Consider the following 22980-nt stretch of genomic DNA (forward strand, 5'->3'; position numbering starts at 1 on the left):
CCATGACATTGTTGAAAACCTTGCTCGCCGCCGCATTGGTTGCTGCCGCGCTGATCCCTGCCGCACAGGCACAGGAACGCACCATCAAGTTCGCCTTCCAGAACCAGAAGGAGCACCCGCAGGCCCAGGGCGCGCAAAAGTTCGCCGACCTCGTGGCGGCCAAAACCCATGGCCGCATCGCAGTCAAGCTCTTCCCAGGTGGCACGCTGGGCGGCGACTTGCAAACGGTGTCGGCCCTGCAGGGCGGCACCGTGGAGATGACCGTGCTCAATGCGGGCATCCTGTCCGCCCAGGCCAAGGAATTCGGCATCTACGACTTCCCTTTCCTGTTCGCGTCGCCGCAAGAGGCTGATGCCGTGACCGATGGCCCCTTTGGCAAGAAGCTGCTGGACAAGCTGCAGTCCAAAAATCTCGTGGGCCTGGCCTACTGGGAGCTCGGCTTTCGCAACGTGACCAATAGCAAGCAGCCCATCACCAAGGCCGAAGATCTCGCCGGTCTCAAGATCCGTGTGATCCAGTCGCCCATCTATATCGACATGTTCAACGCGCTGGGTGCCAACGCCGTCCCAATGCCTTTCCCCGAGCTCTACACCGCCATGGAACAAAAGGCCGTGGATGGGCAGGAGAACCCGTTCGCCACCATCCTGGCCTCCAAGTTTTCCGAAGTACAAAAGTACCTGACGATCACGCGCCACATGTACAACCCGCAGGCCGTCATCGCCAGCAAGAAGTTCTGGGACAGCCTCTCCCCCGCCGACCAGAAGGCCATCACCGAAGCGATGGCCGAAGCCACGGCGTTCCAGCGCAGCGTCTCGCGTTCGCAGGCCGATGTGGCGCTGGAAGACCTCAAGAAGGCGGGCATGCAGGTCAGCGAGTTCTCGCCTGCCGAAATCGACAAGCTGCGCGCCAAGGTCAAGCCCGTGGTGGAAAAACACAGCGAAAAGGTCGGAGCCGACACCGTCAAAGAGGTGTACGCCACGCTGGCCAAGCTGCGTGGCACCAAGTAACCCGCATTCCAACCCCCGCGTCGCCGCGCCGTGCAACCCACCAGGCGGAGGCGCTCCCACCCATTTCCCCATGAGCACACAGCTCCTTGATCCCGCGGTCACCCCCGCGGCGTCCACCACGCACTCCGCCAGTCCCCGCAAGGTGCTGATAGGGCTGATTGGCGCCGGCATCCAGCAGTCGCTATCGCCCGCACTGCACGAAGAAGAAGCCCGCCACCATGGCATGCGCCTGCACTACCAGCTGATCGACCTTGACCGCTCGGCCTCGACACCCGCACAGCTGCCCACCTTGCTGTCGGCGGTGCGCATCATGGGCTACGCAGGCTGCAACGTGACCTACCCCTGCAAGCAAGCGGTGATTCCCTATCTTGACGGGCTCTCCGAAGAGGCCCGCGCCATGGGCGCAGTCAATACGGTGGTCGTGCAAGGCGGCCAACTCGTGGGGCACAACACCGACGGATCGGGCTGGGCCTGGGGCTTCACCCACAGCCTGCCCCACGCAGACCTGAGCCGTGTGGTGCTGCTGGGCGCAGGCGGCGCGGGTGCCGCCATTGCACACGCCGTTTTGCGCCTGGGCGCCCGACACCTGAGCATCGTGGACGCGCAGCCCGCGCGGGCCGCGCAACTGGCCCGCGACGTCAACGCACTGTATGGCCAGCGCGCCGAAGCCGCTGACATCCATGCCGCAATGGCGCAGGCCACGGGCCTCATTCACGCGACCCCCACAGGGATGGACAAGCTGCCGGGGCTGCCGCTGGACGTGCACCTGCTGCACCCTGCGATGTGGGTGTCCGAGGTGGTGTATTTCCCTCTCGATACGGCCCTGCTCAAGGCGGCGCGCGGCATCGGCTGCAGCGTGTCGGACGGCGGTGGCATGGCCGTGGGCCAGGCCGTGGGTGCCTTTGAGCTGTTCAACGGCGTGACCCCTGACGCAAGCCGCATGGACGCCCACTTTCGCCGACTTGTCAGCGCCCGCTAGGTCGCCGCTCCAATCTCCCCCTACCAACGTCACCCAGCCCCCAGGAGTTAAACCGATGAGCACCCCAATGATGGCCACCCGTGAAGCGCTGGGCGACATGCCCAACCCCCTGGGCCTGCAAGGGGTGGAGTTCATCGAATACGCCACCAGCCGCCCGCAGGTGCTGGGCCAGGCGCTGGAGCGCATGGGCTTTCAGCCCGTGGCGCGCCACCGCTCGCGCGAGGTGCTGCTGTACCGCCAGGGCGACATGAACATCATCGTCAACGCCCACCAGGACAATGAGCGCACCAGCGTACAGGCGCCGCCCGCGCTCACCGAAGCGCCGGTGCTCGCCGCTGCTGCGTTCCGCGTCAACAACGCAGCCGCCGCCTACCGCCGGGTGCTCGAACTGGGCGCCTGGGCCGTGCACACCGAGGTCGAGGTGATGGAGCTGAACATCCCCGCCATTCATGGCGTGGGGGCGAGCCGCATCTACTTTGTGGATCGGTACAAGGAGTTCTCGATCTACGACGTGGACTTTGTGCCCATCCCCACCGTCAACCCGCGCCCGCCCGCGCTGCAGGGCCTGCACCTGTTTGGCGTGGTGCAGTACATCGGCCTGGGCCGCGCGCAGGACTGGATCCATTTCTACGCAGAGCTGTTCGGTTTTGCCGAGCTGTCGCCCGAGCTGTCGTTTGGTGTGCTCACACACGGCCGCATCCTGGCCAGCCCTTGCGGCACGCTGCACTGGCAGCTCATCGAGCCGCTGGTCGATGCGCTCGATGCCGACCCGGAGGAACTGCTGCAGCGCGTGGCCTTTGGCACACCCGACGTGCTGGCCACGGTGCAAGCGCTGCGTGCGCGCGGTGTGGACTTTGTCGAGTCCCCCACGGGCGTACACACCGGCACGCGCGGCGCCCTCACCCGCGCAGATGCAGGCGCACCCAGCTTCGAGCTGGTGCGGAGCGCCCGCTGAGCCTGGAGACTGCCCCATGCGCACATCCACCATGCAACGCAACGTCGCCGACTTCGGCATGGACACCATCAGCCTGGCCGGCCCGCTGGAGGCCAAGCTCGCCGCCGTCAAGGCGGCAGGCTTTGGCCAGATCATGCTGGCCGCGCGCGACATCGTGGGCCACCCACAGGGCATTGAGGCCGCCGTGCACGCCGTGCGCAACAGCGGCCTGCGGGTGACGGGCTTTCAGGTGCTGCGCGATTTTGAAGGCCTGTCGGGCCATCTGCACAGCTACAAGGTGGACATTGCCAAGCAGATGATCCTGATGGCGCGCGACCTGGGCGCGCCCGTGCTGCTGGCCTGCAGCTCCACGTCATCGCACGCCACGGCGGATGCCGAAGCCGTTGCGCGTGACCTGCGCAAGCTGGCCCTGCTGGCGTTGCCACACGGCATTCGCGTGGCGTTTGAAGGCCTCTCGTGGGGCCGCCACATCAACGAAGTGCACCAGGCCTGGGCAGCCGTGGAGCAGGCTGATTGCCCCAACCTCGGGCTGGCCATTGATTCGTACCACCAGTTCGCCACCAGCACGCCGCTCTCGGCGCTCACGGACGTGGACCCCGCCAGGATCTACCTTGTGCAGTTGTCGGACTTCATGTGGCAGGAAACGCGCACGGTGCAGGAGCGCATCGAGACCGCGCGGCACTTTCGCGTGTTCCCGGGTGAGGGCGTGCACAGCCGGGCGCTGGCCGAGCTGGTGCGCACGCTCGATGGCATGGGTTATCAGGGCAACTACAGTTTTGAGGTCTTCAACGACGACTACCAGCAGCTGCCCCTGCCCTATGTGGCGCAGCGCGCGTGGAACAGTGCGCTGTGGCTGGCCGAAGGGGTACTGCAACGCGCCGTGCCCTTGCCCGGGCATTCGCGCATCCGGGCTGTCGGCTGAAGAGCATCCCTAGCTGTTGGCGCGCTTCTTGAGCCAGCGCATCAGTGCGCCCACCACGGGCAGCTTTTCGTACAGCTCTTCGGCCGCATCCCAGTAGTCGCGGTGCAGCGTCACCAGGCCTTGTTCGTCCAGCACCAGGTGCGAGGCACCACGCACCGTCTGCGTCACACCCTTGTGAAAGTCCTTGAACGCGAACAGGAAGTCCCAGGTCAAAAAGCACTGTGAGCCCTGCACCACGCGGCCCGTGACCACAAAACGCGGTTGCTCCAGTGCCTCGAACATGTGGGCAAAGATGCCCTGGATGGCAGGCACGCCCTGCACCTCGTTGAACGGGTCCTTGAAGCGCGCCTGGGGCGCATAGAACTGGCCGATGGTCGCCACATCGGCGGGCGACAGGTTTTCAAAGAACGCAATGACGCGCGTGACGGCTTCTTCCGTGGCGGGTGCTGTGTAAAGGGGCTGCATAGAAGATCAGAGTCCCGTGAACTTGCGGACGGCCGGAAAGTACCACCGATACGGCAACACGCGCAGCAGTTTCATGACCCGGGTGAAGCGCTTGGGAAAGTGGATGTCGAAATGCCCCCGCTCCCAGCCCTGCACGATGGCCGCCGCCGCTGCCTCGGGTGAGATGAGGGCCGGCATGGTGAAGTCGTTGCCCGCCGTGAGCGGCGTGGCCACAAAGCCCGGGTTGATCACGCTCACGCCCATGCCCAGGTCATGCATGTCCAGGTAGAGCGCCTCGGCCAGGTTGATGAGGGCCGCCTTGGTGGGGCCATAGGCCAGGCTCTTGGGCAGCCCCCGAAAGCCCGCCACGCTGCTGATCAGGCTCACATGGCCCGGGCGCCCGGCCTGCGCTGCGGTCAGCATGGCGGGCAACACACCAGCCAGCACATGCAGCACGCCGTTGTAGTTGATCTGCTCGTGGCGCAGCATCACGTCCAGGTCGAAGTCGGTGGCGCGCATGTCGCGGTAGTAGCCCGCGCAATAGCACACCATGTCGGGCACACCACCCGCCAGCACCTGCGCGGCGGCGGCCTGCACCTGTGCCGGTTCGGCGGTGTCAAAAGCCAGCGCCGTGCTGTCGGGGTGCTGCACAACAAAGGCGTTCAGCGCATCGCCGCTGCGGGCCGACACGATGACCTGCGCGCCGCGCGCATGCAGCGCAGCCGCTGTGGCCCGGCCAATGCCGCTGCTGGCCCCGATGAGCCAGGCCCGGCAGCCATGCCAGTCGCGCAGGGGAGGATTGAGGCTCATGGTGCGCGTTTGGTGAAGGACAGGGTGATCTCGCCCAGGCGGAATCCGAACTTGCTCATGGTGGCGCGGTTGAGCATCACGCGGTCGTCAATGAGGTACATCCAGTCGTCCAGGTCCACGTTGTAGACCTTCCCTTCCACGGGCAGCGCCAGCGTGTAGTTCCAGCGGAAGGCATTGCCCCGCGTCTGGCCGTTGGCCGTGCCCACCACATCGTCGGCGGTGCCGGTGTAGCGGCCGTCGGCATGCTTCGTCAGCCGCCAGATGCGGCGTTGCGTGGTGCCGTCGGAGTAGGTGAAGGCTTCGTCGAGCACGCCCTCGTTGCCTTTCCATGTGCAGTCCATGACCACGGTGAAGCGCTTGACGATCTGGCCGCTGCGGTCCTGGAAGATGCCGTAGGCGTCGATCTTGCCGTTGAAATACTGGGCCAGGTCCAGCACCGGTTTTTCGCTGGCGTAGCCATCGAGGTTCTGGCTGGCGCAGCCAGACAGCACCACGGGTGCGGCCACAGCGGCCGAAAGGAGGAGACGTCTTTGCATCATGGTGGTGGGCCTTGGTCGGTTCGAATTCAAACAATCGCCGCGCCACGCGGGCGCCGCAGAATGAGGAGATAGAGCGCGGCCGCAGCGGTGAACTTGAGTACGCAGGGCAGCACCGCATAGGCCAGGCCGAGGGTCTGCAAACCGTCATCGCTGCGCGTTCCGGGGCTGTAGCCCAGCCATCCCAGCAGGGGCAGCGCCAGGCCTGCCGCCAGTGCCAAGTTGAGCTTGGTGGCAAAGTTCCACCAGCCAAAGTACGCGCCCTCGTGCTGGCCGCTGTCGCCCTCGGCGGCAATCACGCCAGCCAGCAGGGCGCTGGGCAGGGCCAAGTCGGTGCCCAGGGCCACGCCGGACAGCGCACAGACGACGAGGAACGGCACCACATCACCCGCGCCCAGAAACGCAGTCCACACAAACACGGCAATCGCCAGCAGCATGCCCGCCAACCAGGTGCGCGCCAGGCCCCAGCGCGCCACGGCACGCAGCCACAGCGGGATGGACAGCGCAGCGCACACGAAATAGGCCGCGAGGAACATGGGCTCCTGCGCGGGCGGGGCCTGCAGCCGGTCCTGAATAAAAAACAGCACCAGCGTGGCCGGTATGGCGCTGGCAATGCCGTTGAGCATGAACACCGCCAGCAGGCGGCGGAAGGCAGGGCGGCCCCAGGGCCGCCACAGGCTGGCGCGCTGCGGGGGGCGGTACACCCCCGCCATCTCATCCGCATGGTTTGCGGGGCGCGGGGCTCGGGTCCACGCCCACCAGCCGAGCAGCAGGGTGATGGCAAACACGCTGAGCATCACCGGCAGGCCCAGCAGCGCGGGCAGCACCGATGCCAGCACCACGCCGACCAGTGCAGCACCCTCGCGCCAGGCCACGATGCGGCCACGCTGCAGCTCGTCGCCGCCCAGGCGTGCGCCCCAGGACTGGTGTGCAATGCTGAGCTGGCTGTAGGCGGTGTAAGTGATGAGCAATGCCACCAGCGCCCAGGCGACCAGCGCATCGGCCCCGCGCACCAGGGGAAAGAACAGGCTGGTCAGCCCCCGTGCCAGCACCCCCGCCGACACCGCGCCCACCGCCAGCACGGCGCGCACCGAGCGGCCGAACAGGTAGTCGGACAGGCGGCCCAGCAGCGGGTCGGACACCGCATCAAACAGCCGCGCCACCAGCAGCACCGAGCCCAGCGTGGCCAGTGGCATGCCGAACTCGCGCGCATAGTGGTTGGGCAGCAGCACATACAGCGGTAGCGCCACAAACGCCAACGGCAGGCCCAGCAGCCCATAGGCCAGGCCGTCGCTGGCGCGGATGGGCTGCATGGAGGTCATGGTTGGCCTGCAGTGCGGGTGGCGGCCAGCAGCTCCTGGCGCAGCCCGGGTTCGGAGGTCTGCGGCGAGAGCCAGATGCCGAAGAACAGGCGCGAGAACTCGGCGTCCGGCACCTCACCGACGACACGCCCCGCCATCTTGAACACCGCACCCACGCCCGGCTGGTGAATGCCCAGCAGGCGGTCGCCCGACTTCACATCCGGCAGCGCGGCCTGCAGCGCCTGCTGCCAGCGGGCAGCCTGCTCGGGCGTGAAGCGGCCCACGCGCCGCATCTCTTCGAGCGAGCGTTTGGCAATGGCCTGCGCCGTGAAATCGCGGTGGTAGGTCAGCTCCAGCGCAAGCGGCTGGGCGGCGTAGTGGTCGGCATCAAAACCGGGTGAAACCCACAGGCGTGCGCGGTAGATCTCGAAACCCACAAACCGCAGCACGCCCTGGCCCGCCAGGCGCACGTCCGACAGCGGCGCGGCCGTGGCCTGCTCTGCCGCCTGGGCCATCGGCACGGCCTGTGCGATAGCGGAATTTGAATAAAAAAAGGCTCCAGCGCTTATCCATAAAGCGGTAACAGCTATGTTTTTCATAGCAATCAATCCTTCGCCAGCGTGTACTGCACCAGGTTGATGTTGCTCATCGCAAATGCCGCTTCGCAGTACGCCAAGTAGAACTCCCAGATGTGCATGAAGCGCTCGTCAAACCCCAGCTGCAGGATCTGCGTGCGCTGCGCGAGGAAGCGCTCGCGCCAGCGCTTGAGGGTTTCGGCGTAGTCCTGGCCAAACGCAAACTCGTCCACCACACGCAGCCCTGCCGCCGCGGCCTCGCGGCGGAACTCCCGGGGGCAAGGCAGGCAACCGCCGGGGAAGATGTACTGCTGGATGAAGTCGGTGGAGCTGATGTAGCGGTCGAACAGGCTGTCGTCGATGACGATGCTCTGGATGCACGCCTTGCCGCCGGGCTTGAGCAGGCGGTTCACCGACTGAAAGTAGGTGGGCCAGTACTCGCTGCCCACGGCCTCGACCATCTCGATGGAGCAGATCGCGTCGTACGGGCCGTCGTGGATGTCGCGGTAGTCCTGCAGGCGCAAGTCCGCCTTGGCTTGCACCCCATGCGCCGCCATGCGCTTCTGGGCAAACGCGAGCTGCTCGGTGGACAGCGTGACGCCAGTGAGGGATGCGCCAAATTCCGTGGTCGCCATCTCGGCCAGCGCGCCCCAGCCGCAGCCAATCTCCAGCACCCGGGAGTTTGGCTGTACACCGGCCATGCGCAACGCGCGCCGCACCTTGGCGTGCTGGGCAGCGCGCATGTCGCCGCCTGCATCGCCCTCGAACCAGGCGGACGAGTAGTTCATCGTGTCGTCCAGCCAGAGTTCGTAGAACGCATTGCCCAGGTCGTAGTGGGCGTGGATGTTCTTCTGGCTGTTGGCCCGCGTGTTGCGGTTGAGCAGGTGCTTGATGCGGTACAGCAGGCGGCCGGCCCAGGTGCCATAGATCACGCCTTCCACGTGCTGGCGGTTGGCGACAAAGAGCCTGAGCAGGTCGGTGAGGTGGGGGGTGGTCCAGTCGCCCGCGATGTAGCTCTCGGCAAAGCCGATGTCGCCCGATCGGAGCGCGGCGCTGCACACGTTCCAGTTCTTGAGCGTGATGGCCGCCGACGGGCCATCGCCGTGCCCGAAGTGCTGCAGGGTGCCGTCGGGCAGCTGCACCGTGAGGTGGCCGTGCTGCAGGCGCTGCAACAGCTTGAGCGCGGTGCGGGCTGCGGCCGGGGTGCCCGCAGGCAGGGTCTGGGCAGAGCGGGGGGCGGTGGTGGAGTTCATGGCGTTCTCGTTCGTCATGGAAATCAACGGGTCACGGCGGCGGCGGGCGCCTCGGGCTTGCGATGGAAACGCACGCGCTTGCGCCACAGCTGCAGTGCGTGCCAGTGGATGCGGGCCATGATGGCCAGTGTCATGGCGGGGTAGCCCCAGAGCGCCTGGCGCAGCGTCTGTGCAGTGATGGCGTGCAGGGTGCCGCTCACGCTGGTCTGGATGAGCGGCCCGGTGTCGTCGTCGTGGTCGATGCGCACCACGGTGCGGCCAGCATCCTGCGCCCCCGCCTCGGTGCGCATGAAGCGGAAGCGGTAGCCGCCGTTCACCTCGCAAAACGGCGACACATGGAACACCTTGCGCGCCTGCTGTTCCACGCCGTAGTGCGGGGCATCGAGCAAGTAGCAGTGGCGCTCGCCAAAGGTGTTGTTCACCTCCACCACGATGGCGCGCAGGCTGCCGTCGGCACGGTGGCAGTACCAGAAGCTCACGGGCTTGAAGGTGTAGCCCAGCACACGCGGGTAGCAGTGCAGCCAGACCTCGCCCGTGGCGTCGGGGATGCCTTCGGTGCGCAGCAGCTCATCGAGCCACGCCAGCGCACCGCCCTGCGCAGCGCCGCGGCCGTCGCCGTGGTCCACGTCATGAAAGCTGATGGCGCCGCGCCGGTTCACGGCCAGCGCGCTGCGCAGGCCGGGCAGGCTGCGCATGGGCAGCATCAGGAAAAACGTCGGGTACGCGAACGCATGCCGCCGGGGCCGCAGCCGCGTGTGGCGCACCTGGCCAAAGCCGATGAGGGGCGCTGCGGGCGTGGCTGGGGCGTGGCTCACGCAGCCTCCGCCAGGGGCCCTGGCAGGGCTGCCAGCAGTTGCTCCGCCACGGCCAGGCCCGATTTGAGGCCGTCCTCGTGGAAGCCATAGCCCGTCCAGGCGCCGCAGAACCAGGTGTGCTGCTGCCCCTGCAGCTTGCCCACCTGCTGCTGCGCGCGGATGGCAGCCATGTCGAACACCGGGTGGGCGTATTCGTAGCTGCCGATCACATGTTCGGGTGCAATGTCGCGCACCGGGTTGAGCGACACCACCACGGGCTGCGCAAAAGGCACGGGCTGCAACTGGTTGATGAGGTAGTGCAGGCACACGCGGGCCGACTCGCGGCTGCGCTGCGGGGCACGTTCGTAGTTCCACGCGGCCCAGGCGGCGCGGCGCTCGGGCAGCACGGAGGTATCGGTATGCAGCACGGCGCGGTTGGCCTGGTAGCGAATGGAACCCAGCACCGCGCGCTCGTGCGGCGTGGGCTGGGCCAGCAGGGCGAGCGACTGGTCCGAATGGGTGGCCAGCACCACCTTGTCAAAATGTTCGGTGTGGCCTGCGGTCACCACGCGCACACCGGCGGCATCGCGCTCGATGCGGCGCACGGGGGTGTTCAGGCGCTTGTCGGCAATGCCCGCCACGATCTTTTCCACGTAGTGGCGTGCGCCACCAGCCACCGTCCACCACTGGGGGCGGTGGCTCACCTGGATCAGGCCATGGTTGTGGCAGAACCGGATCATGGTGGCCACGGGGAATTTCAGCATCTGGTCGGTGGGACAGCTCCAGATGCAGCCCAGCATGGGCAGGAAGTACCAGTCGCGGAACGCATCGCCAAAGCGGTGCTCGCGCAAAAAGTCCGAGAGCGGCTGCATCAGCGCGGCGTCGGCCTGTTTTTCTGCCATGCGCGTGCACAGCTTGTTGAAGCGCAACAGGTCGCGCAGCATGCCCAGAAAACGGGGGGTGACCAGGTTGGAGCGCTGGGCAAACACGGTGCTGAGGTTGGTGCCGCTCCACTCCAGGGTGCGGCCACGGCTTGGGCCACCGAGGGCGCCCGGCACCTGCACCGAGAACGACATGTCGGATTGGGCCGTCTCCACGCCCAGCTCGGCCAGCAGGCGGATGAGATGGGGGTAGGTGCGCTCGTTAAACACCAGAAAGCCAGTGTCCACGCCATGGGTGACCGTGGTGCCTGACGCATCGGGTAGGGTGACATCAACGGTGTGGGTGTGGCCGCCGAAGTAGTCGCCCGCCTCAAACAGCGTGATGTCCGCCTGGCCGCGCAGCTGGTGCGCGACGGAGAGCCCGGAGATGCCAGAGCCGATGATGGCGATTTTCATGACCGGCTCCCTCTGGCCGGTGCACGGAATAAAAAGGTTGCGAAGCGTCCCGAAACGAATAAGAGAGGGAGGGAGGAGAAGCGCTCCAGGAGGTCAGTCGAAACCCGAGGGTTCGAAAGGCTTCGCAACGTTAAAACTGTACGCTGCGCAATCGTCTTGCGCAATGGATAGAGTGGCTCCATCACAGCGAAGTTCCAGAGCCCCACTGTATTTTTTTTAAAGAAACGTAAAGAAGTCATCACACTCACCGGGGGACGGGCCGGGCCAGCTGCTGTTCAATGGCCCGCACCAGGCCCTTGTTGTCAGGCCCGGTCAGGCTCGAATAGCTGTCCACCAGCGTGCCGTCGCGGGCCAGCAGGTATTTGTGGAAGTTCCAGCGCGGCGCAGTGCCTGACAGCTGGGCCAGCTGCCGGTACAGCGGCGAGGCCCTGGGGCCTTTCACGCTGCTCTTGGCAAACATCGGAAATTTCACGCCGAAGGTGTTTTCGCAGAAGTCGGCGATCTCCTGGTTGCTACCTTTTTCCTGGGCAAAGTCGTTGGACGGGAAGCCCAGCACCACCAAGCCCTTGTCCTTGTCCTTGTAGCGGGCATACAGCTCTTCCAGCCCCTTGTACTGGCCAGTAAAGCCACAGAAGCTGGCCGTGTTGACCACCAGCACCACGCGGCCAGCGTATTGGCATAGCGACTGGGGCTTTTCGTCCTGAAGGCGTGGGAAGGTGTGCTGCAGCGTAGCGGGGCACGTCTGCGTGGCTTCAGCCGCCTGTGCAAGCGGCGCCAACGGCGTAAACAGTGCCAACGGCATCCACAACGTGGCCATCAAAGTTGCGATCAGAAAGCGGCGTGAGGGATTTTTCATAGGGCTTTGGGTGGGGTTGCAAGCCCAATTTAACCGTTTCATTATTTTATGTCCACATGAGTTTTTATTTGTACTCATTGGTATACACGCATGCAAGGGCTTTGGATTCAGATTTCCGACGCGCGCGCAGGCAGTGGTCTGCTGCCAGCGGGAATGGCCAAAATGAGGCGGGTTGTAAGGGATGTGCAGTGCCAGAACTGCCATGGTTCAAGGCACGAATACCTGCGCGCGGCGCCAGCCGTGCCGCCAGGCAGCCCGGTCAGGCCTTGTCAGACCAGTTGCAGCAGCCGGTCGAGCGGGAGTGAGACCCGGATGTCCTTGAAGGCCACGACACCGGTGATCTTCCAGGGGGGCATGCCGGTGTCGCGAGGTATGGGCTCGCCCGTGGGCATGCCGTCGCGGTTGGTCACCACCGCCACGCGCGGGGTGGTGGCTGTGGTGCCCCGGCGGATGACCACGCCCACCTCATGGCTCGCCAGCCGCACAAAGGCGCCGGGCGGGTACACGCCCAGCGTCTTGACCAGCGCTGCGCCGGCCTCGTCCACCTTGTGCTCTTCGTCGTAATAGCTGGCCTGCATGGCTGCAGTCACCGGCATCGGCCAGCGCGATGCACGCGGGGCAAGCCGCGCGCCAAACACATCGGCGCGCTGTATGAGGCGGGCGATCTGCTGGGCGACGGACTTCTTGGCCAACGGCCCGGGCGCGCGATGGTGGTGGGCCCCCACGGCCTCGAGCCACACCGGGTCGGCAACGCCCAATTGGCGCAGCAGGGACTGCGAATGCGCTCCATGCTCTTGCACCGCCGTGATCTGTGCCGAGGTCAAGGGCTGCGTCTGCCGGGCCAGATGATCTTGCAGCTCGGTCATGGCTATGTTCATGCTGAGTGCAGCCTGCCCGGTTTGCCGCACCTGCGCGACGGGCCAGAGCAGCATCTCGCGTGCAACCACCATGCACACGCAGCTGACCAGCATCGCGTGGGTCGCGCTGTACATGCGTGTTTCCTGCGCCGACAGGTAGATCAGCGCCAGCAAGGTGGCATCGGGCGTTTGTTCACAGTGGCGGGCCAACTCGTCGTGCAGGGCCTGAAACCGGCCGCCAAAATCGCTGGCGGTGGGAGAACGCAGCAGTTGTGTGGCCCGCAGCTGCAGCTCGGCCCAGGCGGGCAGGGTTTTGCCTGCACGGGTGCCGGCGGTCTGTTCACCCGCCGTCATCTTCATCGCGGCAATCTCGCCCAGCGAGGTGTCGGCGATCAACATGCGTTGCAGCTGCGCAAGGTAGGCCCGATGGCTGTCGCCCGACTCATCCGTGTCCACACACAGCTCGCGCCCACGCAGCACCAGTTTGGCCAGCTCTTCGCGATTGCGGATCACAAACCCTTTGTGCGCCAGCAACGCGCCATCCGCCCCCCGCAGCACAAAAGGCAGCGGCTGGCCAATCTGGATGGACTCAATGCTGAGGCTGACGAGGTTCATGGTGTTCGTTACATTATCTAACAACTACCGTGCATTGAAAGGGGGACGACCCGGGTGTTTGGCCCGTATTTCAACGGGTTGCCCGCAGTCTGAGAGGCATTCAATGCTCCCCCGGTAGCGCTGGTTGTGACGGTTGCGACTGCGGTGAAGCAGCCCGCCCCCCACGCAGGCGCCGCACCCCGCGTCCAAATGCTTGGCCCAGGTCATCCACGCCGGTAAATACCGCCGGTATGACCAGCAAGCTCAACAGGGTGGAGGTGATGAGCCCGCCAATCACCGCCACAGCCATGGGCGAGCGAAAGCTGGCGTCGGCGGCGCCCAGCCCCACGGCAATGGGCAGCATGCCGGCCCCCATGGCGAGGGTGGTCATGATGATGGGGCGCGCACGCTTGTGGCAGGCGTCGATCAGCGCCTCAAAGCGCGTCATGCCATGCTCGCGCCGCGCCAGGATGGCGTACTCCACCAACAGGATCGAATTCTTGGTGGCGATGCCCATGAGCATGATCAGCCCGATGAGCGACGGCATCGAAAAGCTCTTTTGTGCAATCAGCAGCCCCACAAAGGCCCCGCCCAACGACAGCGGCAGTGCCGCCAGGATGGTCACCGGGTGCAGGAAGTCCTTGAACAGCAGCACCAGCACGATGTAGATACACACCACCCCCGTGAGCATGGCCAGGCCAAAGCTGGCGAACAGCTCGCCCATGACCTCGGCATCACCCACCGTGGCCTGGCGCACCCCTGGCGGCAGGTTTCTGATGGCCGGCAGCGCCTGGACGGCTTTGGTGACGTCGCCCAGCGGCAATCCCGACAGTTCGATTTCGAAGTTGACATTGCGTGCGCGGTCATACCGGTCCACCACGGCCGGGCCGCCGCTGTATTCCAGTGTGGCCACCTGGCCCAGCATCACGGGGCCCTTGCTGCCAGGCACGGCCAGCCGCTCGAGCAGCGACAGGTCTTTGCGCGCTTGGTCTTCCAACTTGACCACGATCGGCACCTGGCGCGAGGCGAGGTTGAGCTTGGGCAACGACACGTCGTAGTCGCCCACGGTGGCAATGCGCAAGGTTTCGGCGATGGCGCTGCTGGTCACGCCCAGATCGGCGGCGCGGGCAAAGTCGGGGCGCACGGCGATTTCGGTGCGTACCAGGCTGGCTGTGGACGAAACGCTGCCCAGGCCAGGAATGGTGCGCAGGTCCTTCTCAACGGCCAGCGCCGCACTGGCCAGCGCCTGCGGGTCGTCGCCCGTGAGCACCAGCACGTATTTTTCGCCCGAGCCCCCCAGGCCCACCTTGCTGCGCACGCCCGGCAGGCTTTCGAGCACGGCGCGGATCTGGTTCTCGATACCCTGCTTGCGCGGCCGGTCGCCGCGCTCGGCCAACAAGATGGTGAGCGTGGCCTTGCGTGTCTCGGCGTTGGCACTGCCCATGAACGGGTCTCCCCCGGCCGTGCCGCCGCCAATGGTGGTGTACACGCTCAGCACGTGTTCCACCCCGGCGATGCGCTGGCGTGCGTCTTCAGCGACAACACGGGTCTGCGCCAGCGTGGCGCCTGGCGGCAGTTCCAGATAAACTTGGGTCTGCGAGTTGTCGTCGGGCGGAATGAAGCCCGTGGGCAGCAGCGGTATCAGCGCCAGCGAGCCAATGAAGAACGCCGCCGTGGCGGCAAACGTGATCCAGCGGTGCCTGACGCACCACGCGGCCCAGCGCAGGTACACCGTCATCCAGCGCGGATCGCGGTGCTCGCCCACCACGGGTTTCAGGATATAGGCCGCCATCATGGGCGTGAGCACCCGCGCCACCACCAGGCTGGCGAACACCGCCAGCGCAGCCGTCCAGCCAAACTGCTTGAAGAACTTGCCCGCGATGCCGCTCATGAATGCCGTGGGCAAAAACACCGCGATCAGCGTGAACGTGGTGGCCACCACCGCCAGCCCGATCTCGTCGGCCGCCTCCATCGCCGCCTGGTAGGGCGTCTTGCCCATGCGCAGGTGGCGCACGATGTTCTCCACCTCCACGATGGCATCGTCCACCAGGATGCCCACCACCAGCGACAGCGCCAGCAGCGTGATCACGTTGATCGAAAAGCCCAGCAGGTGCATGCCAATGAAGGCCGGGATCACCGACAGCGGCAGCGCCACGGCCGACACAAACGTCGCGCGCCAGTCGCGCAAGAAGAGCCACACCACCAGCACGGCCAGCAGCGCGCCCTCGTACAGCAGGTGCATGGAGCCGTCGTATTCCTCCTGCACCGGTTGCACAAAGTTGAAGGCCTCGGTCACCTGCAGATCAGGGTGCTGCGCGCTCAACTCCTTGAGGGCTGCCTGCACGGCAGCGCCCACCTCGATTTCACTCGCCCCCTTGCTGCGCGCCACCTCGAAGCCCACCACGGGTTTGCCGTTGAGCAGTGCGAGCGCGCGCGGCTCGGCGACGGTGTCCGACACCGTCGCCACCTGGTCAAGACGCACATGGCGCCCGTCCGAGAGCGCCAGCGTGAGGCCCGCCAGCTCTTGTGCGGACTGCACCGTGGCCAGTGTGCGCACGGGCTGCTCGCTGCCCCCCAGATCAGTGCGCCCGCCCGCACTTTCGGTTTGCACCAGCCGCAGCTGGCGCGACACATCGGCCGCCGTGGCCGACAGCGCCTGCAGCTTGACGGGGTCGAGCGCCACCTGCACCTGCCGGTCCACGCCGCCCACGCGGGTGACCGCGCCCACACCCCGCACGGTGAGGAGCTTTTTGGCCACGGCATCGTCCACAAACCACGACAGGGCTTCGTCGTCCATGCGGCTGGAGGCTATGGTGAACGCCAGCACAGGCTGCGCGGCCAGGTCCATCTTGGTGACGATGGGGTCGCGCACATCGCCGGGCAGATCGCCCCGCACGCGCGCCACGGCCGAGCGCACGTCGTCCAGCGCCTCTTGCGTGGGCTTCTCCAGCCGGAACTCGGCCGTGATGGTCGCGCCACCGTCCTGCACCTTGGAATAGATGTGCTTCAAGTCCTGCAGCGTGGCGATGCTGTTCTCGATCTTGCGGGCGACATCGTTCTCCAGCTGCGCGGGGGACGCGCCGGGCAGCGACACCGACACCGAGATGGTGGGCAGGTCGATGTCCGGAAAGTTCTGCACCTTCATGGCGTTGAACGACAGCAGGCCGCCGAAGGTCAGCAGCACGAACAGCATCAGTGCCGGGATCGGGTTCTTGATGGACCAAGTGGATACATTCATGGAGAATGCTCCTTATTTAATAGCTACTTGCGCTTGATGCATAAGCGCTACAACCACTTTTTCACCAAAATCGCTTGCCGATGAGGTCGCACCGGTGGGCGCCTTGTTGACCACCCGCACCAGATCCCCGTCGTTCAGAAACCCCGCGCCGCGCACAGCGATAGCCGCTTGGGCGTCCAGGCCCGAAAGCACCTCGACCCGGTCGGCCACGCGGCGCCCGGTCAACACCTTGCGCATCTGCACCCGTTGCTCCGCGCCCACCACAAACACGTACGAGAAGCCGTCGCGCACCACCAGTGCTTCCTGGGGCACGGTGAGCGCCTCGCTGGTGCCCAGCGCGAATTCGCCGCGCGCAAACATCCCCGCGCGCAAACTGCTGTTCAGCGGCAGATCCACATAGACCAGTGCATTGCGTGTTTGGGGGTCCACGGTGGGCGCCACGACGCGAACGGTGCCTTCCGCCACCGCGCCACCGGCTGCCGTGACCTGCGCCTTGACGCCGGGGCGAATGCGCGCCAGCTCGGTCGAGGTGACTTCAGCGCGCCATTCGAGCCGGCCTTTGCGCACCATGCGAAACAACTCGGTGCCCGAGCTCACCACTGCGCCCACGGTGGCCGTGCGGGCCGAGATCACGCCACTGTCCGGCGCCACCACCTGGGTGTATTTCAGCCGCAGTTGCTGCGCGTTGAGCGTGGCCTTTGCGGCCTGGACGCGGGCCTGCGCCGTCTTCTCGGCCGTGGTGTATTGCTGAATCTGCTGCTGGCTCAAGGCGCCCGTGGCCTGCAGCGACAGTGCCCGTTCGGCGTTGGCCGCCGCCTCGGCCGCATTGGCCTGGGCCTCCAGCAAGCTGGCGCGCACCTGCGCCACATCGGCCAACACGGTATCGGCCGAGAAGGTGGCCAGCACCTGGCCGGCCTTGACGACATCACCCACATTCACCCGCACGTCGGTCAATCGCAGCCCATTGCTGTCGGCGCCAATGCTGGCATCTTGCCACGCGGCAACGTTGCCGTTGGCGGCCAGGCGCAGGGGCACCGGGGTGCGCTCCGGCGGCGCGGTGGTCACCGTCAGCGCGGGGCGGGGCTGGCCCGCCTTGGGTTCATCAGCGGCACGCGATGTGTCCGAAAAAACCAGCGCGCCACCGGTCGCCAGCGCCAGGGCACTGATGACGGCAAAAGCAGAGGGAGAGAACTTGAAGGCGGGCATAAAAGATATCCGTTTTTCAAAAATAAGTGCTTGAGAGGGTGCCTCGACAAGCGTTCAGCGGTGCATGCGCCAGTGGCGCCTATCAGGGCGTTGCACTTGATGGCGCGGCCACGGGCGTGTCAGCAGCAGGGCCGGACGCCGTGGCATCCCAGCCACCTCCGGCTGAGCGATACAGCGACACCCAGGCCGACTGGCGCTCGTGCTGCAATGCCACCAGCGTGGTTTGTGCGGCCAGCAGGGTGCGGCGGGCGTCTTCGAGTTCGACCAGGCTGGCCATGCCTGCCCGCCAGCGGGCTTCGGTGGCGTCGAACGACGTACGGTAGCCCTGCACCGCTGCGCGGGCGCTGCCGGCGCGTTCGGCGGTGCTGTGCAGGCGGACCAGGGCTTGTTCGACCTCGCTCACCGCCTGGCGCACGCGGCCCTGGTACACGGCAACGGCTTCGTCGTAACGGGCGCGGGCAGCATCCACCTGCGCGGCGCGGCGCCCCCCGTCAAACAGAGGCAGGGTCAGCGCCAAGGGGCCCAAAGACCAGGTGCTCAGATCGGTGGTGGCGCCTGCCGCGCGGTTCCACGCCGAGCCCACGGTGCCCGTGAGCGACAGCCGGGGATACCGCTGCGCCTGGGCGCTGCCCACCTCGGCGCTGGCCGCGGCCACCTCACGCTCGGCGTTGTACACATCGGGCCGCTGCGACAGCACCTGCACGGGCAATGCGGCGATGGTGAAGAGGGCCTCGTTGCTGGCTGCATGGGTGACAGCGGCCGAAGCGGCCGTGATCTGCTCGCGCAGGCGGCCTTCTTCTTGCCCCGTCAGGGCCACCAGGCTTTTGAAGTCCACATCACACAACATGCGCTGCTGCGCCATGCGGCCCATGGCCTCGGCCGCACTCGCATAGGCCAGCGCCGCCGTGGCGGGGGCCGTGAAACCCACGCGCTCGCTGTCTTGCGACAGGCGGGCCGTGGCGGTGCGCGACTGCGCATCGCGCTCCGCTACCTCCAGCTGCTGCAGGCAGGTGCGCAGGCTGCTGACCTGCAAGGCCACTTCGGCAGCGACGCTGACACGGGCTTCGTGCCACAACGCCCGGGCTCCTGCCAACCGCTCGGTGGCGGCGTCACGCGTGGCGCTGTTGGCGCCGAACACGTCCATCTCCCAGCCCGCCTGCAAACCCGCCTGCGCCGTGGTGGCCGGGGTGGTGAGAGGGGCCGTGATGCCCCGGCTGGCGCTGGCCTGGGCGTCCAACGTGGGCCACAAGGCGGCCCGGCTGGCCACCTGCGTGGCCCGGGCCTGCTCCACGCGGCTGCGCGCCTGTACCAGGGTAGGGCTGACGTTTTGGGCCGATTCGATGAGCGAAACCAGCACGGGGTCATTGGTGCGGGTCCACCACTGGGCCAGTTGCTCCACCTGCCCGCCGTGGGGCAAGGGTGCTTTCCATGCAGGGGGCATGGCTGCTGCCGCCTGCTTTGGCGGTGGCGTGGTCGTGCAAGCGCCCAGGCCCAGGGTGAGGGCCAGGACCACGAAAGGTTTGAAAACGGTGCGTTGCATAACCAAAGGTCACCCAAGGGTTGGAGGTGAGGAAGAAGCACCCCGGCTGGTAGCCGGGGCTGCGCTGCGGCGGCGCTTGCGTTCGCCGGCGACCATGGAGCCGGCGAAGTCAATCAGGCGTGAGGTGGTTTGCGCGAGGCCTTCGGCGGTGTCCGACAGCCCAGGGCAAACGGCCTGCACGACGTCGCGGCCGACGTAGTAGTGCAAGGCCAGTGACGGGATGGCCAGGGCCAGCCGATGGACGTCTTCATCAGGCCCGGCAAGCCCCAGCTCCTTGCACAGCAGCTGCACCAGCGCGGCATGGGCGGGCTTGATCTCGCACTCCAGCTCATGCTCCCAAAGCCCTGTGGGGTCCAGCATTTCGCGAAAGTGCAGGCGCATGCACAACTCTACCTGAGCGCCCTGCAGCAGGGGCTGCATGAAACCGCGGACCAACACCTCGATGAAGGCATCCAACGTGGTCGGCCAGGCATCGACCGCCATCGGGCTGCCCATGGGCTCGGTGAAAGTGGCGCGGTACAGGCCTTTCTTGTCCCCAAAGTAATAGCTGATCAGCGCCGTGTTGACCGACGCTGCTTCGGCGATCTGGCGGATGGAAGTCTTGGCGAAACCGTGCTCCGCAAAGAGCCGCAGCGCGGCATCGAGCAGGCGCGCACGCGAATCCGAGGCATCGTGGGGCGCATCTGGAGGGGAAATCATCGGTAAATTAAAACACGCATTAATCAATCAGTTGATTAACTTTTGTTTCAAATGTTGGGCAGTGGCTAGGGGGTGCGCTTCCCGCTGTGGGGCAGCGGGACAGTGAATGCCATGGCGCCTTCGTACGGTGTCAAACCGGCGTCAGACCGGGTGATTCAAGCCGCCCGAGAACCCGGAGCAAGGAAACGGAGGCCATGCGGACCGGTCGGTCTGCCCCCCGCCACGGGAGTCCCCGCGTGCGCGCGGCGGCGTCAATCCACCGCGCCATGGTCAACGACCAAACACGGCGCCCCACAGGGCCAGCACCGCATCCCGTTCGGCTTGCAACGCGGGCGGAGCGACTTGTGTCGGGGCTTCGTCCAGCCTGGCCCGGTGCTGCACACGGCGCAATTCGCGATAGGCATTCGCGGCCGCATGGCCGACGCCCGGCGGCAACAGGCCGACCTGCTCCGCTCGCTCCAGCAAAGCGATATTGCCCAGGTTGGCGCGCAACTCGGGGTGGGCCGCAGACTGCGACAGCACCAGGTACTGCAAGGCAAACTCGGCATCCACCATGCCGCCGGGACTGTGTTTGACCTCGAACATTCCACTTTGCACGGGGTGCGCGGACCGCACGCGCTCGCGCATCGTGACGATTTCTTCACGCAGGGCCTGCGGATCACGCTCGGAGGTGATCACGGCCTCGCGCACCGTATCAAAGCGGGCCCGCAGGGCCTCGGTGCCCATCACAAATCGTGCGCGTGTCATGGCCTGGTGCTCCCAGGTCCAGGCGGTGTTGCTGCCGCGCCGCTGCTGGTAGTTGGCGTAGGCGTCGAAACTGGTCACCAGCAAGCCGGAGCTGCCGTTGGGCCGTAGCGCGGTGTCGATCTCGTAGAGATCGCCTTCGCCGGTCTTGACCGTGAGCCAGTTGATCAGCTTGCGCACAAAAGCGGCATACACCTCGGGGGCGCGCTCGTCGTCGTCATCAAAAACGAAGACGATGTCCAGATCGCTGCCGTAGCCAAGCTCTTTGCCACCGAGCTTGCCGTACCCGATGATGGCGAACTGGGGGCTGTCGCGGTGGCGCGTCTTGAGTCGGCTCCAGCACCACTGGGCGGTGATGCGCAGCACGCTGTCGGCCAGCGCCGATAGGTCATCGGCCACCTGCTCGACGGTGATGCGCCGCTCTACGTCACGCGCCAGCGTGCGAAAGGTCTCGGCATGTTGCGCCCGGCGCAGCAAATTGAGCAGCGTTTCGTCGTCGTCTTCGCCCGTGGATTGCAGCGAGGCCAGGCGCACGGTGAGCTCGCGCTCAAAATCAGCCACCTCAAAACGCTCTGCCAAAAGGGAGTCGCCCACCAGCTCGTCGATCACACCGGGATGCTGCAACAAGTACCGCGCTGGCCACCGCGCCGCGCCCAGCAGGTGCAACAGCTGCTCGTGCACGGAAGGGCGCTCCAGCAGCAGCGCCAGATAGCTTTCGCGGCGCATCAACGGCTCCAGCCAGTTGACGAGGCGCAGTGTGGCTTCTTCGGTCACCCGGCCTTCCTTGAGCCACAACGCGGTGCGCTGCACCAGGCGGAAAAGGCGCGCGCGGGCCTCATCGCGCAGGCCCTCCACGCGCGGGTTTTTGCGCCACTCGGCCACGCGTTCGCGAAAACCCGGCGGCAGCTGTTCGAGCAGCGCCTCCAGCTCAGGAGGCGGTTGCGTCACGGCGCGGGGGCCACCACAGCCGCCCCCATTGCACTGCTTCTTCTCCGGGCCACCCAGCAGGGTGTCGAACTCTTGCGCGACCAGTTCGCGGTGCGCATCCAGCTGGTGCAGGAAGGCGCAGCAATCGGCGTAGCCCATGGTGTGGGCAATCCAGGCCAGATCATCATCGCGCGTGGGCAGCACATGGGTTTGCTGGTCGTCGAGGTATTGGATACGGTGCTCAACCCGCCGCAAGAAAATATAGGCCTGCGCCAGCGCATCGGCCGTTTCCTGAGGCATCAGGCCCGCACGCGCGAGACGCTGCAGAGCATCCAGCGTAGGCCGGCGCCGCAGTTCCGGAAACTGCCCACCGCGCACCACTTGCAACAATTGCACGGTGAATTCGATTTCACGAATACCGCCGCGCGACAGCTTCACATCATTGGCACGCTCCGGGTGTCCGGCACTGCGTTTGGCGGCATGGTCGCGAATCTGGCGGTGCAGGGAGCGCAAAGCGTCGAACACGCTGTAGTCAAGGTAACGCCGAAACACAAACGGCAACACCACGCCCCGCAGGGCCTGCACCCCTGGGCTGCCAATGCTGTCGCTGGGGGCCACGACCCGGCTCTTGAGCCAGGCAAAACGCTCCCATTCGCGGCCCTGCACCTGAAGGTATTCCTCCAGCGCCGACAACGACACCGCCGACGGCCCCGAATTGCCGTTAGGCCTCAAGGCCAGATCCACACGGAAGACAAAACCGTGTTCGGTGGTGTCCCCCACCAGGCTGTAGATGGCTTTGACGGCGCGCGCAAAGTACTCGTGGTTGGAGATGCGGCCGCGACCATCGGGCGCGCCGGTGGTGTCGCCGTCGTGTTCATACACGTAGATCAGGTCGATGTCGCTCGACACATTGAGCTCGCGCGCCCCGAGTTTGCCCATGCCGATGATCCACAACGACACAGGCTGCCCCTCGGACCCGCGCGGGGCGCCGTGGCGCTCGTCGAGCTCGTGGCGTGCATGACTGCATGCGCGGTCCAGCGCCAGTTCGGCCAGCTCGGTAACGGCACGGGTGATGTCACCGAGCGGGGCGTGGGCGTCGCAATCGAGCTCAATGAGCCGCTCCATCACCAATTGCCGCAACACCCGCAGCGCCGTGCCAGTGTCGCAGCCCCGGGCACGCAGCGCGTCATAAGCCTGCACCATGGTCGCCAACACAGGCGCACCCGGTGGCAGCAACACCAGGTCGCTGGCGTAACGGCGTTGCAGGCGCTGGTAAAAGCGTGAGTGTTCAGCCAGGGGCCCGGCAGGCGGGGGCTGGTTGCACAGGGGGCTAGAGCCAGGCGTCTGCATGGCAGTCACGGCAAGGCGCAGCACACATAGGGGCACTCGTTTGGTGTGAACCCAAG

19 protein-coding genes are annotated in these 22980 nt (G+C 66.1%); 4 read left to right on the plus strand and 15 right to left on the minus strand.

Annotated features, from left to right (window positions below; translation table 11 throughout):
• Positions 1-2 precede the first annotated feature (2 nt).
• The 4 genes from KI609_RS22095 to KI609_RS22110 all read left to right on the plus strand — a co-directional run bounded on the left by KI609_RS22095 (position 3) and on the right by KI609_RS22110 (position 3863).
• The gene (locus KI609_RS22095) at positions 3-1007 is read left to right on the plus strand and encodes a TRAP transporter substrate-binding protein (protein ID WP_226445668.1); all 1005 of its coding nucleotides are present in this window, start codon (positions 3-5) and stop codon (positions 1005-1007) included.
• Positions 1008-1077: 70 nt separating this feature from the next.
• Positions 1078-1986 (plus strand): shikimate dehydrogenase, encoded by a 909-nt coding sequence (locus tag KI609_RS22100; RefSeq protein ID WP_226445669.1) that lies wholly within the window; start codon positions 1078-1080, stop codon positions 1984-1986.
• A 55-nt stretch (positions 1987-2041) separates the two neighbouring features.
• Entirely contained in the window at positions 2042-2941 is a 900-nt protein-coding gene (locus KI609_RS22105) for a VOC family protein (protein ID WP_226445670.1), read from the plus strand.
• A gap of 16 nt (positions 2942-2957) precedes the next feature.
• Positions 2958-3863 (plus strand): sugar phosphate isomerase/epimerase family protein, encoded by a 906-nt coding sequence (locus KI609_RS22110; protein WP_226445671.1) that lies wholly within the window; start codon positions 2958-2960, stop codon positions 3861-3863.
• Positions 3864-3872: 9 nt separating this feature from the next.
• Here the strand turns inward: KI609_RS22110 and KI609_RS22115 are convergent, their stop codons facing one another.
• The 15 genes from KI609_RS22115 to glnE all read right to left on the minus strand — a co-directional run bounded on the left by KI609_RS22115 (position 3873) and on the right by glnE (position 22924).
• Positions 3873-4328 (minus strand): nuclear transport factor 2 family protein, encoded by a 456-nt coding sequence (locus tag KI609_RS22115; RefSeq protein WP_226445672.1) that lies wholly within the window; start codon positions 4326-4328, stop codon positions 3873-3875.
• Positions 4329-4334: 6 nt separating this feature from the next.
• The gene (locus tag KI609_RS22120) at positions 4335-5117 is read right to left on the minus strand and encodes an SDR family NAD(P)-dependent oxidoreductase (protein WP_226445673.1); all 783 of its coding nucleotides are present in this window, start codon (positions 5115-5117) and stop codon (positions 4335-4337) included.
• Positions 5114-5656, minus strand: a complete 543-nt coding sequence (locus KI609_RS22125) for a DUF3833 domain-containing protein (RefSeq protein ID WP_226445674.1) — start codon at positions 5654-5656, stop codon at positions 5114-5116. The genes KI609_RS22120 and KI609_RS22125 overlap by 4 nt, the downstream gene beginning before the upstream one ends.
• Positions 5657-5682: 26 nt before the next feature.
• Positions 5683-6975, minus strand: coding sequence for an MFS transporter (locus KI609_RS22130; protein ID WP_226445675.1), 1293 nt, complete (start codon positions 6973-6975; stop codon positions 5683-5685).
• A complete protein-coding gene (locus KI609_RS22135) occupies positions 6972-7469 on the minus strand; it encodes a chalcone isomerase family protein (protein WP_226450566.1) in 498 nt (165 codons plus the stop codon). The genes KI609_RS22130 and KI609_RS22135 overlap by 4 nt, the downstream gene beginning before the upstream one ends.
• Positions 7470-7558: 89 nt before the next feature.
• Positions 7559-8782 carry an SAM-dependent methyltransferase gene (locus KI609_RS22140; RefSeq protein WP_226450568.1) on the minus strand — a complete coding sequence of 408 codons (1224 nt, stop codon included), beginning with the start codon at positions 8780-8782 and terminating at the stop codon, positions 7559-7561.
• Between the two features lie 23 nt (positions 8783-8805).
• Entirely contained in the window at positions 8806-9597 is a 792-nt protein-coding gene (locus tag KI609_RS22145) for a DUF1365 domain-containing protein (protein ID WP_226445676.1), read from the minus strand.
• Positions 9594-10913, minus strand: coding sequence for an NAD(P)/FAD-dependent oxidoreductase (locus KI609_RS22150; protein ID WP_226445677.1), 1320 nt, complete (start codon positions 10911-10913; stop codon positions 9594-9596). The genes KI609_RS22145 and KI609_RS22150 overlap by 4 nt, the downstream gene beginning before the upstream one ends.
• 244 nt (positions 10914-11157) lie before the next feature.
• Complete coding sequence (locus KI609_RS22155) at positions 11158-11769, minus strand: glutathione peroxidase (protein WP_413463352.1); 612 nt, start codon at positions 11767-11769, stop codon at positions 11158-11160.
• A gap of 269 nt (positions 11770-12038) precedes the next feature.
• On the minus strand, positions 12039-13241 hold the full coding sequence (locus KI609_RS22160; protein WP_226445678.1) for an HD-GYP domain-containing protein: 1203 nt from the start codon (positions 13239-13241) through the stop codon (positions 12039-12041).
• Positions 13242-13341: 100 nt separating this feature from the next.
• Positions 13342-16458, minus strand: a complete 3117-nt coding sequence (locus KI609_RS22165; RefSeq protein WP_226445679.1) for an efflux RND transporter permease subunit — start codon at positions 16456-16458, stop codon at positions 13342-13344.
• A 12-nt stretch (positions 16459-16470) separates the two neighbouring features.
• Positions 16471-17664 carry an efflux RND transporter periplasmic adaptor subunit gene (locus tag KI609_RS22170; protein WP_226445680.1) on the minus strand — a complete coding sequence of 398 codons (1194 nt, stop codon included), beginning with the start codon at positions 17662-17664 and terminating at the stop codon, positions 16471-16473.
• A gap of 82 nt (positions 17665-17746) precedes the next feature.
• The gene (locus KI609_RS22175) at positions 17747-19204 is read right to left on the minus strand and encodes an efflux transporter outer membrane subunit (protein ID WP_226445681.1); all 1458 of its coding nucleotides are present in this window, start codon (positions 19202-19204) and stop codon (positions 17747-17749) included.
• Positions 19205-19213: 9 nt separating this feature from the next.
• Positions 19214-19903: a CerR family C-terminal domain-containing protein gene (locus KI609_RS22180; protein WP_226445682.1), complete on the minus strand. Its 690-nt coding sequence runs from the start codon at positions 19901-19903 to the stop codon at positions 19214-19216.
• Between the two features lie 270 nt (positions 19904-20173).
• Complete coding sequence (glnE, locus tag KI609_RS22185; RefSeq protein ID WP_226445683.1) at positions 20174-22924, minus strand: bifunctional [glutamate--ammonia ligase]-adenylyl-L-tyrosine phosphorylase/[glutamate--ammonia-ligase] adenylyltransferase; 2751 nt, start codon at positions 22922-22924, stop codon at positions 20174-20176.
• Positions 22925-22980 lie beyond the last annotated feature (56 nt).

The sequence above is a fragment of the Acidovorax radicis genome, from assembly GCF_020510705.1.
Lineage (GTDB): Bacteria > Pseudomonadota > Gammaproteobacteria > Burkholderiales > Burkholderiaceae_C > Acidovorax > Acidovorax radicis_A.

Coding starts and splice junctions, on each gene's coding strand:
- KI609_RS22150 (WP_226445677.1), bottom strand. CDS start 10,913: ATGAAAATCGCCATCATCGGCTCTGGCATCTCCGGGCTCTCCGTCGCG.
- KI609_RS22095 (WP_226445668.1), top strand. CDS start 3: ATGACATTGTTGAAAACCTTGCTCGCCGCCGCATTGGTTGCTGCCGCG.
- KI609_RS22100 (WP_226445669.1), top strand. CDS start 1,078: ATGAGCACACAGCTCCTTGATCCCGCGGTCACCCCCGCGGCGTCCACC.
- KI609_RS22180 (WP_226445682.1), bottom strand. CDS start 19,903: ATGATTTCCCCTCCAGATGCGCCCCACGATGCCTCGGATTCGCGTGCG.
- KI609_RS22110 (WP_226445671.1), top strand. CDS start 2,958: ATGCGCACATCCACCATGCAACGCAACGTCGCCGACTTCGGCATGGAC.
- glnE (WP_226445683.1), bottom strand. CDS start 22,924: ATGCAGACGCCTGGCTCTAGCCCCCTGTGCAACCAGCCCCCGCCTGCC.
- KI609_RS22135 (WP_226450566.1), bottom strand. CDS start 7,469: ATGGCCCAGGCGGCAGAGCAGGCCACGGCCGCGCCGCTGTCGGACGTG.
- KI609_RS22120 (WP_226445673.1), bottom strand. CDS start 5,117: ATGAGCCTCAATCCTCCCCTGCGCGACTGGCATGGCTGCCGGGCCTGG.
- KI609_RS22165 (WP_226445679.1), bottom strand. CDS start 16,458: ATGAATGTATCCACTTGGTCCATCAAGAACCCGATCCCGGCACTGATG.
- KI609_RS22175 (WP_226445681.1), bottom strand. CDS start 19,204: ATGCAACGCACCGTTTTCAAACCTTTCGTGGTCCTGGCCCTCACCCTG.
- KI609_RS22105 (WP_226445670.1), top strand. CDS start 2,042: ATGAGCACCCCAATGATGGCCACCCGTGAAGCGCTGGGCGACATGCCC.
- KI609_RS22125 (WP_226445674.1), bottom strand. CDS start 5,656: ATGATGCAAAGACGTCTCCTCCTTTCGGCCGCTGTGGCCGCACCCGTG.
- KI609_RS22155 (WP_413463352.1), bottom strand. CDS start 11,769: ATGAAAAATCCCTCACGCCGCTTTCTGATCGCAACTTTGATGGCCACG.
- KI609_RS22130 (WP_226445675.1), bottom strand. CDS start 6,975: ATGACCTCCATGCAGCCCATCCGCGCCAGCGACGGCCTGGCCTATGGG.
- KI609_RS22140 (WP_226450568.1), bottom strand. CDS start 8,782: ATGAACTCCACCACCGCCCCCCGCTCTGCCCAGACCCTGCCTGCGGGC.
- KI609_RS22170 (WP_226445680.1), bottom strand. CDS start 17,664: ATGCCCGCCTTCAAGTTCTCTCCCTCTGCTTTTGCCGTCATCAGTGCC.
- KI609_RS22160 (WP_226445678.1), bottom strand. CDS start 13,241: ATGAACCTCGTCAGCCTCAGCATTGAGTCCATCCAGATTGGCCAGCCG.
- KI609_RS22115 (WP_226445672.1), bottom strand. CDS start 4,328: ATGCAGCCCCTTTACACAGCACCCGCCACGGAAGAAGCCGTCACGCGC.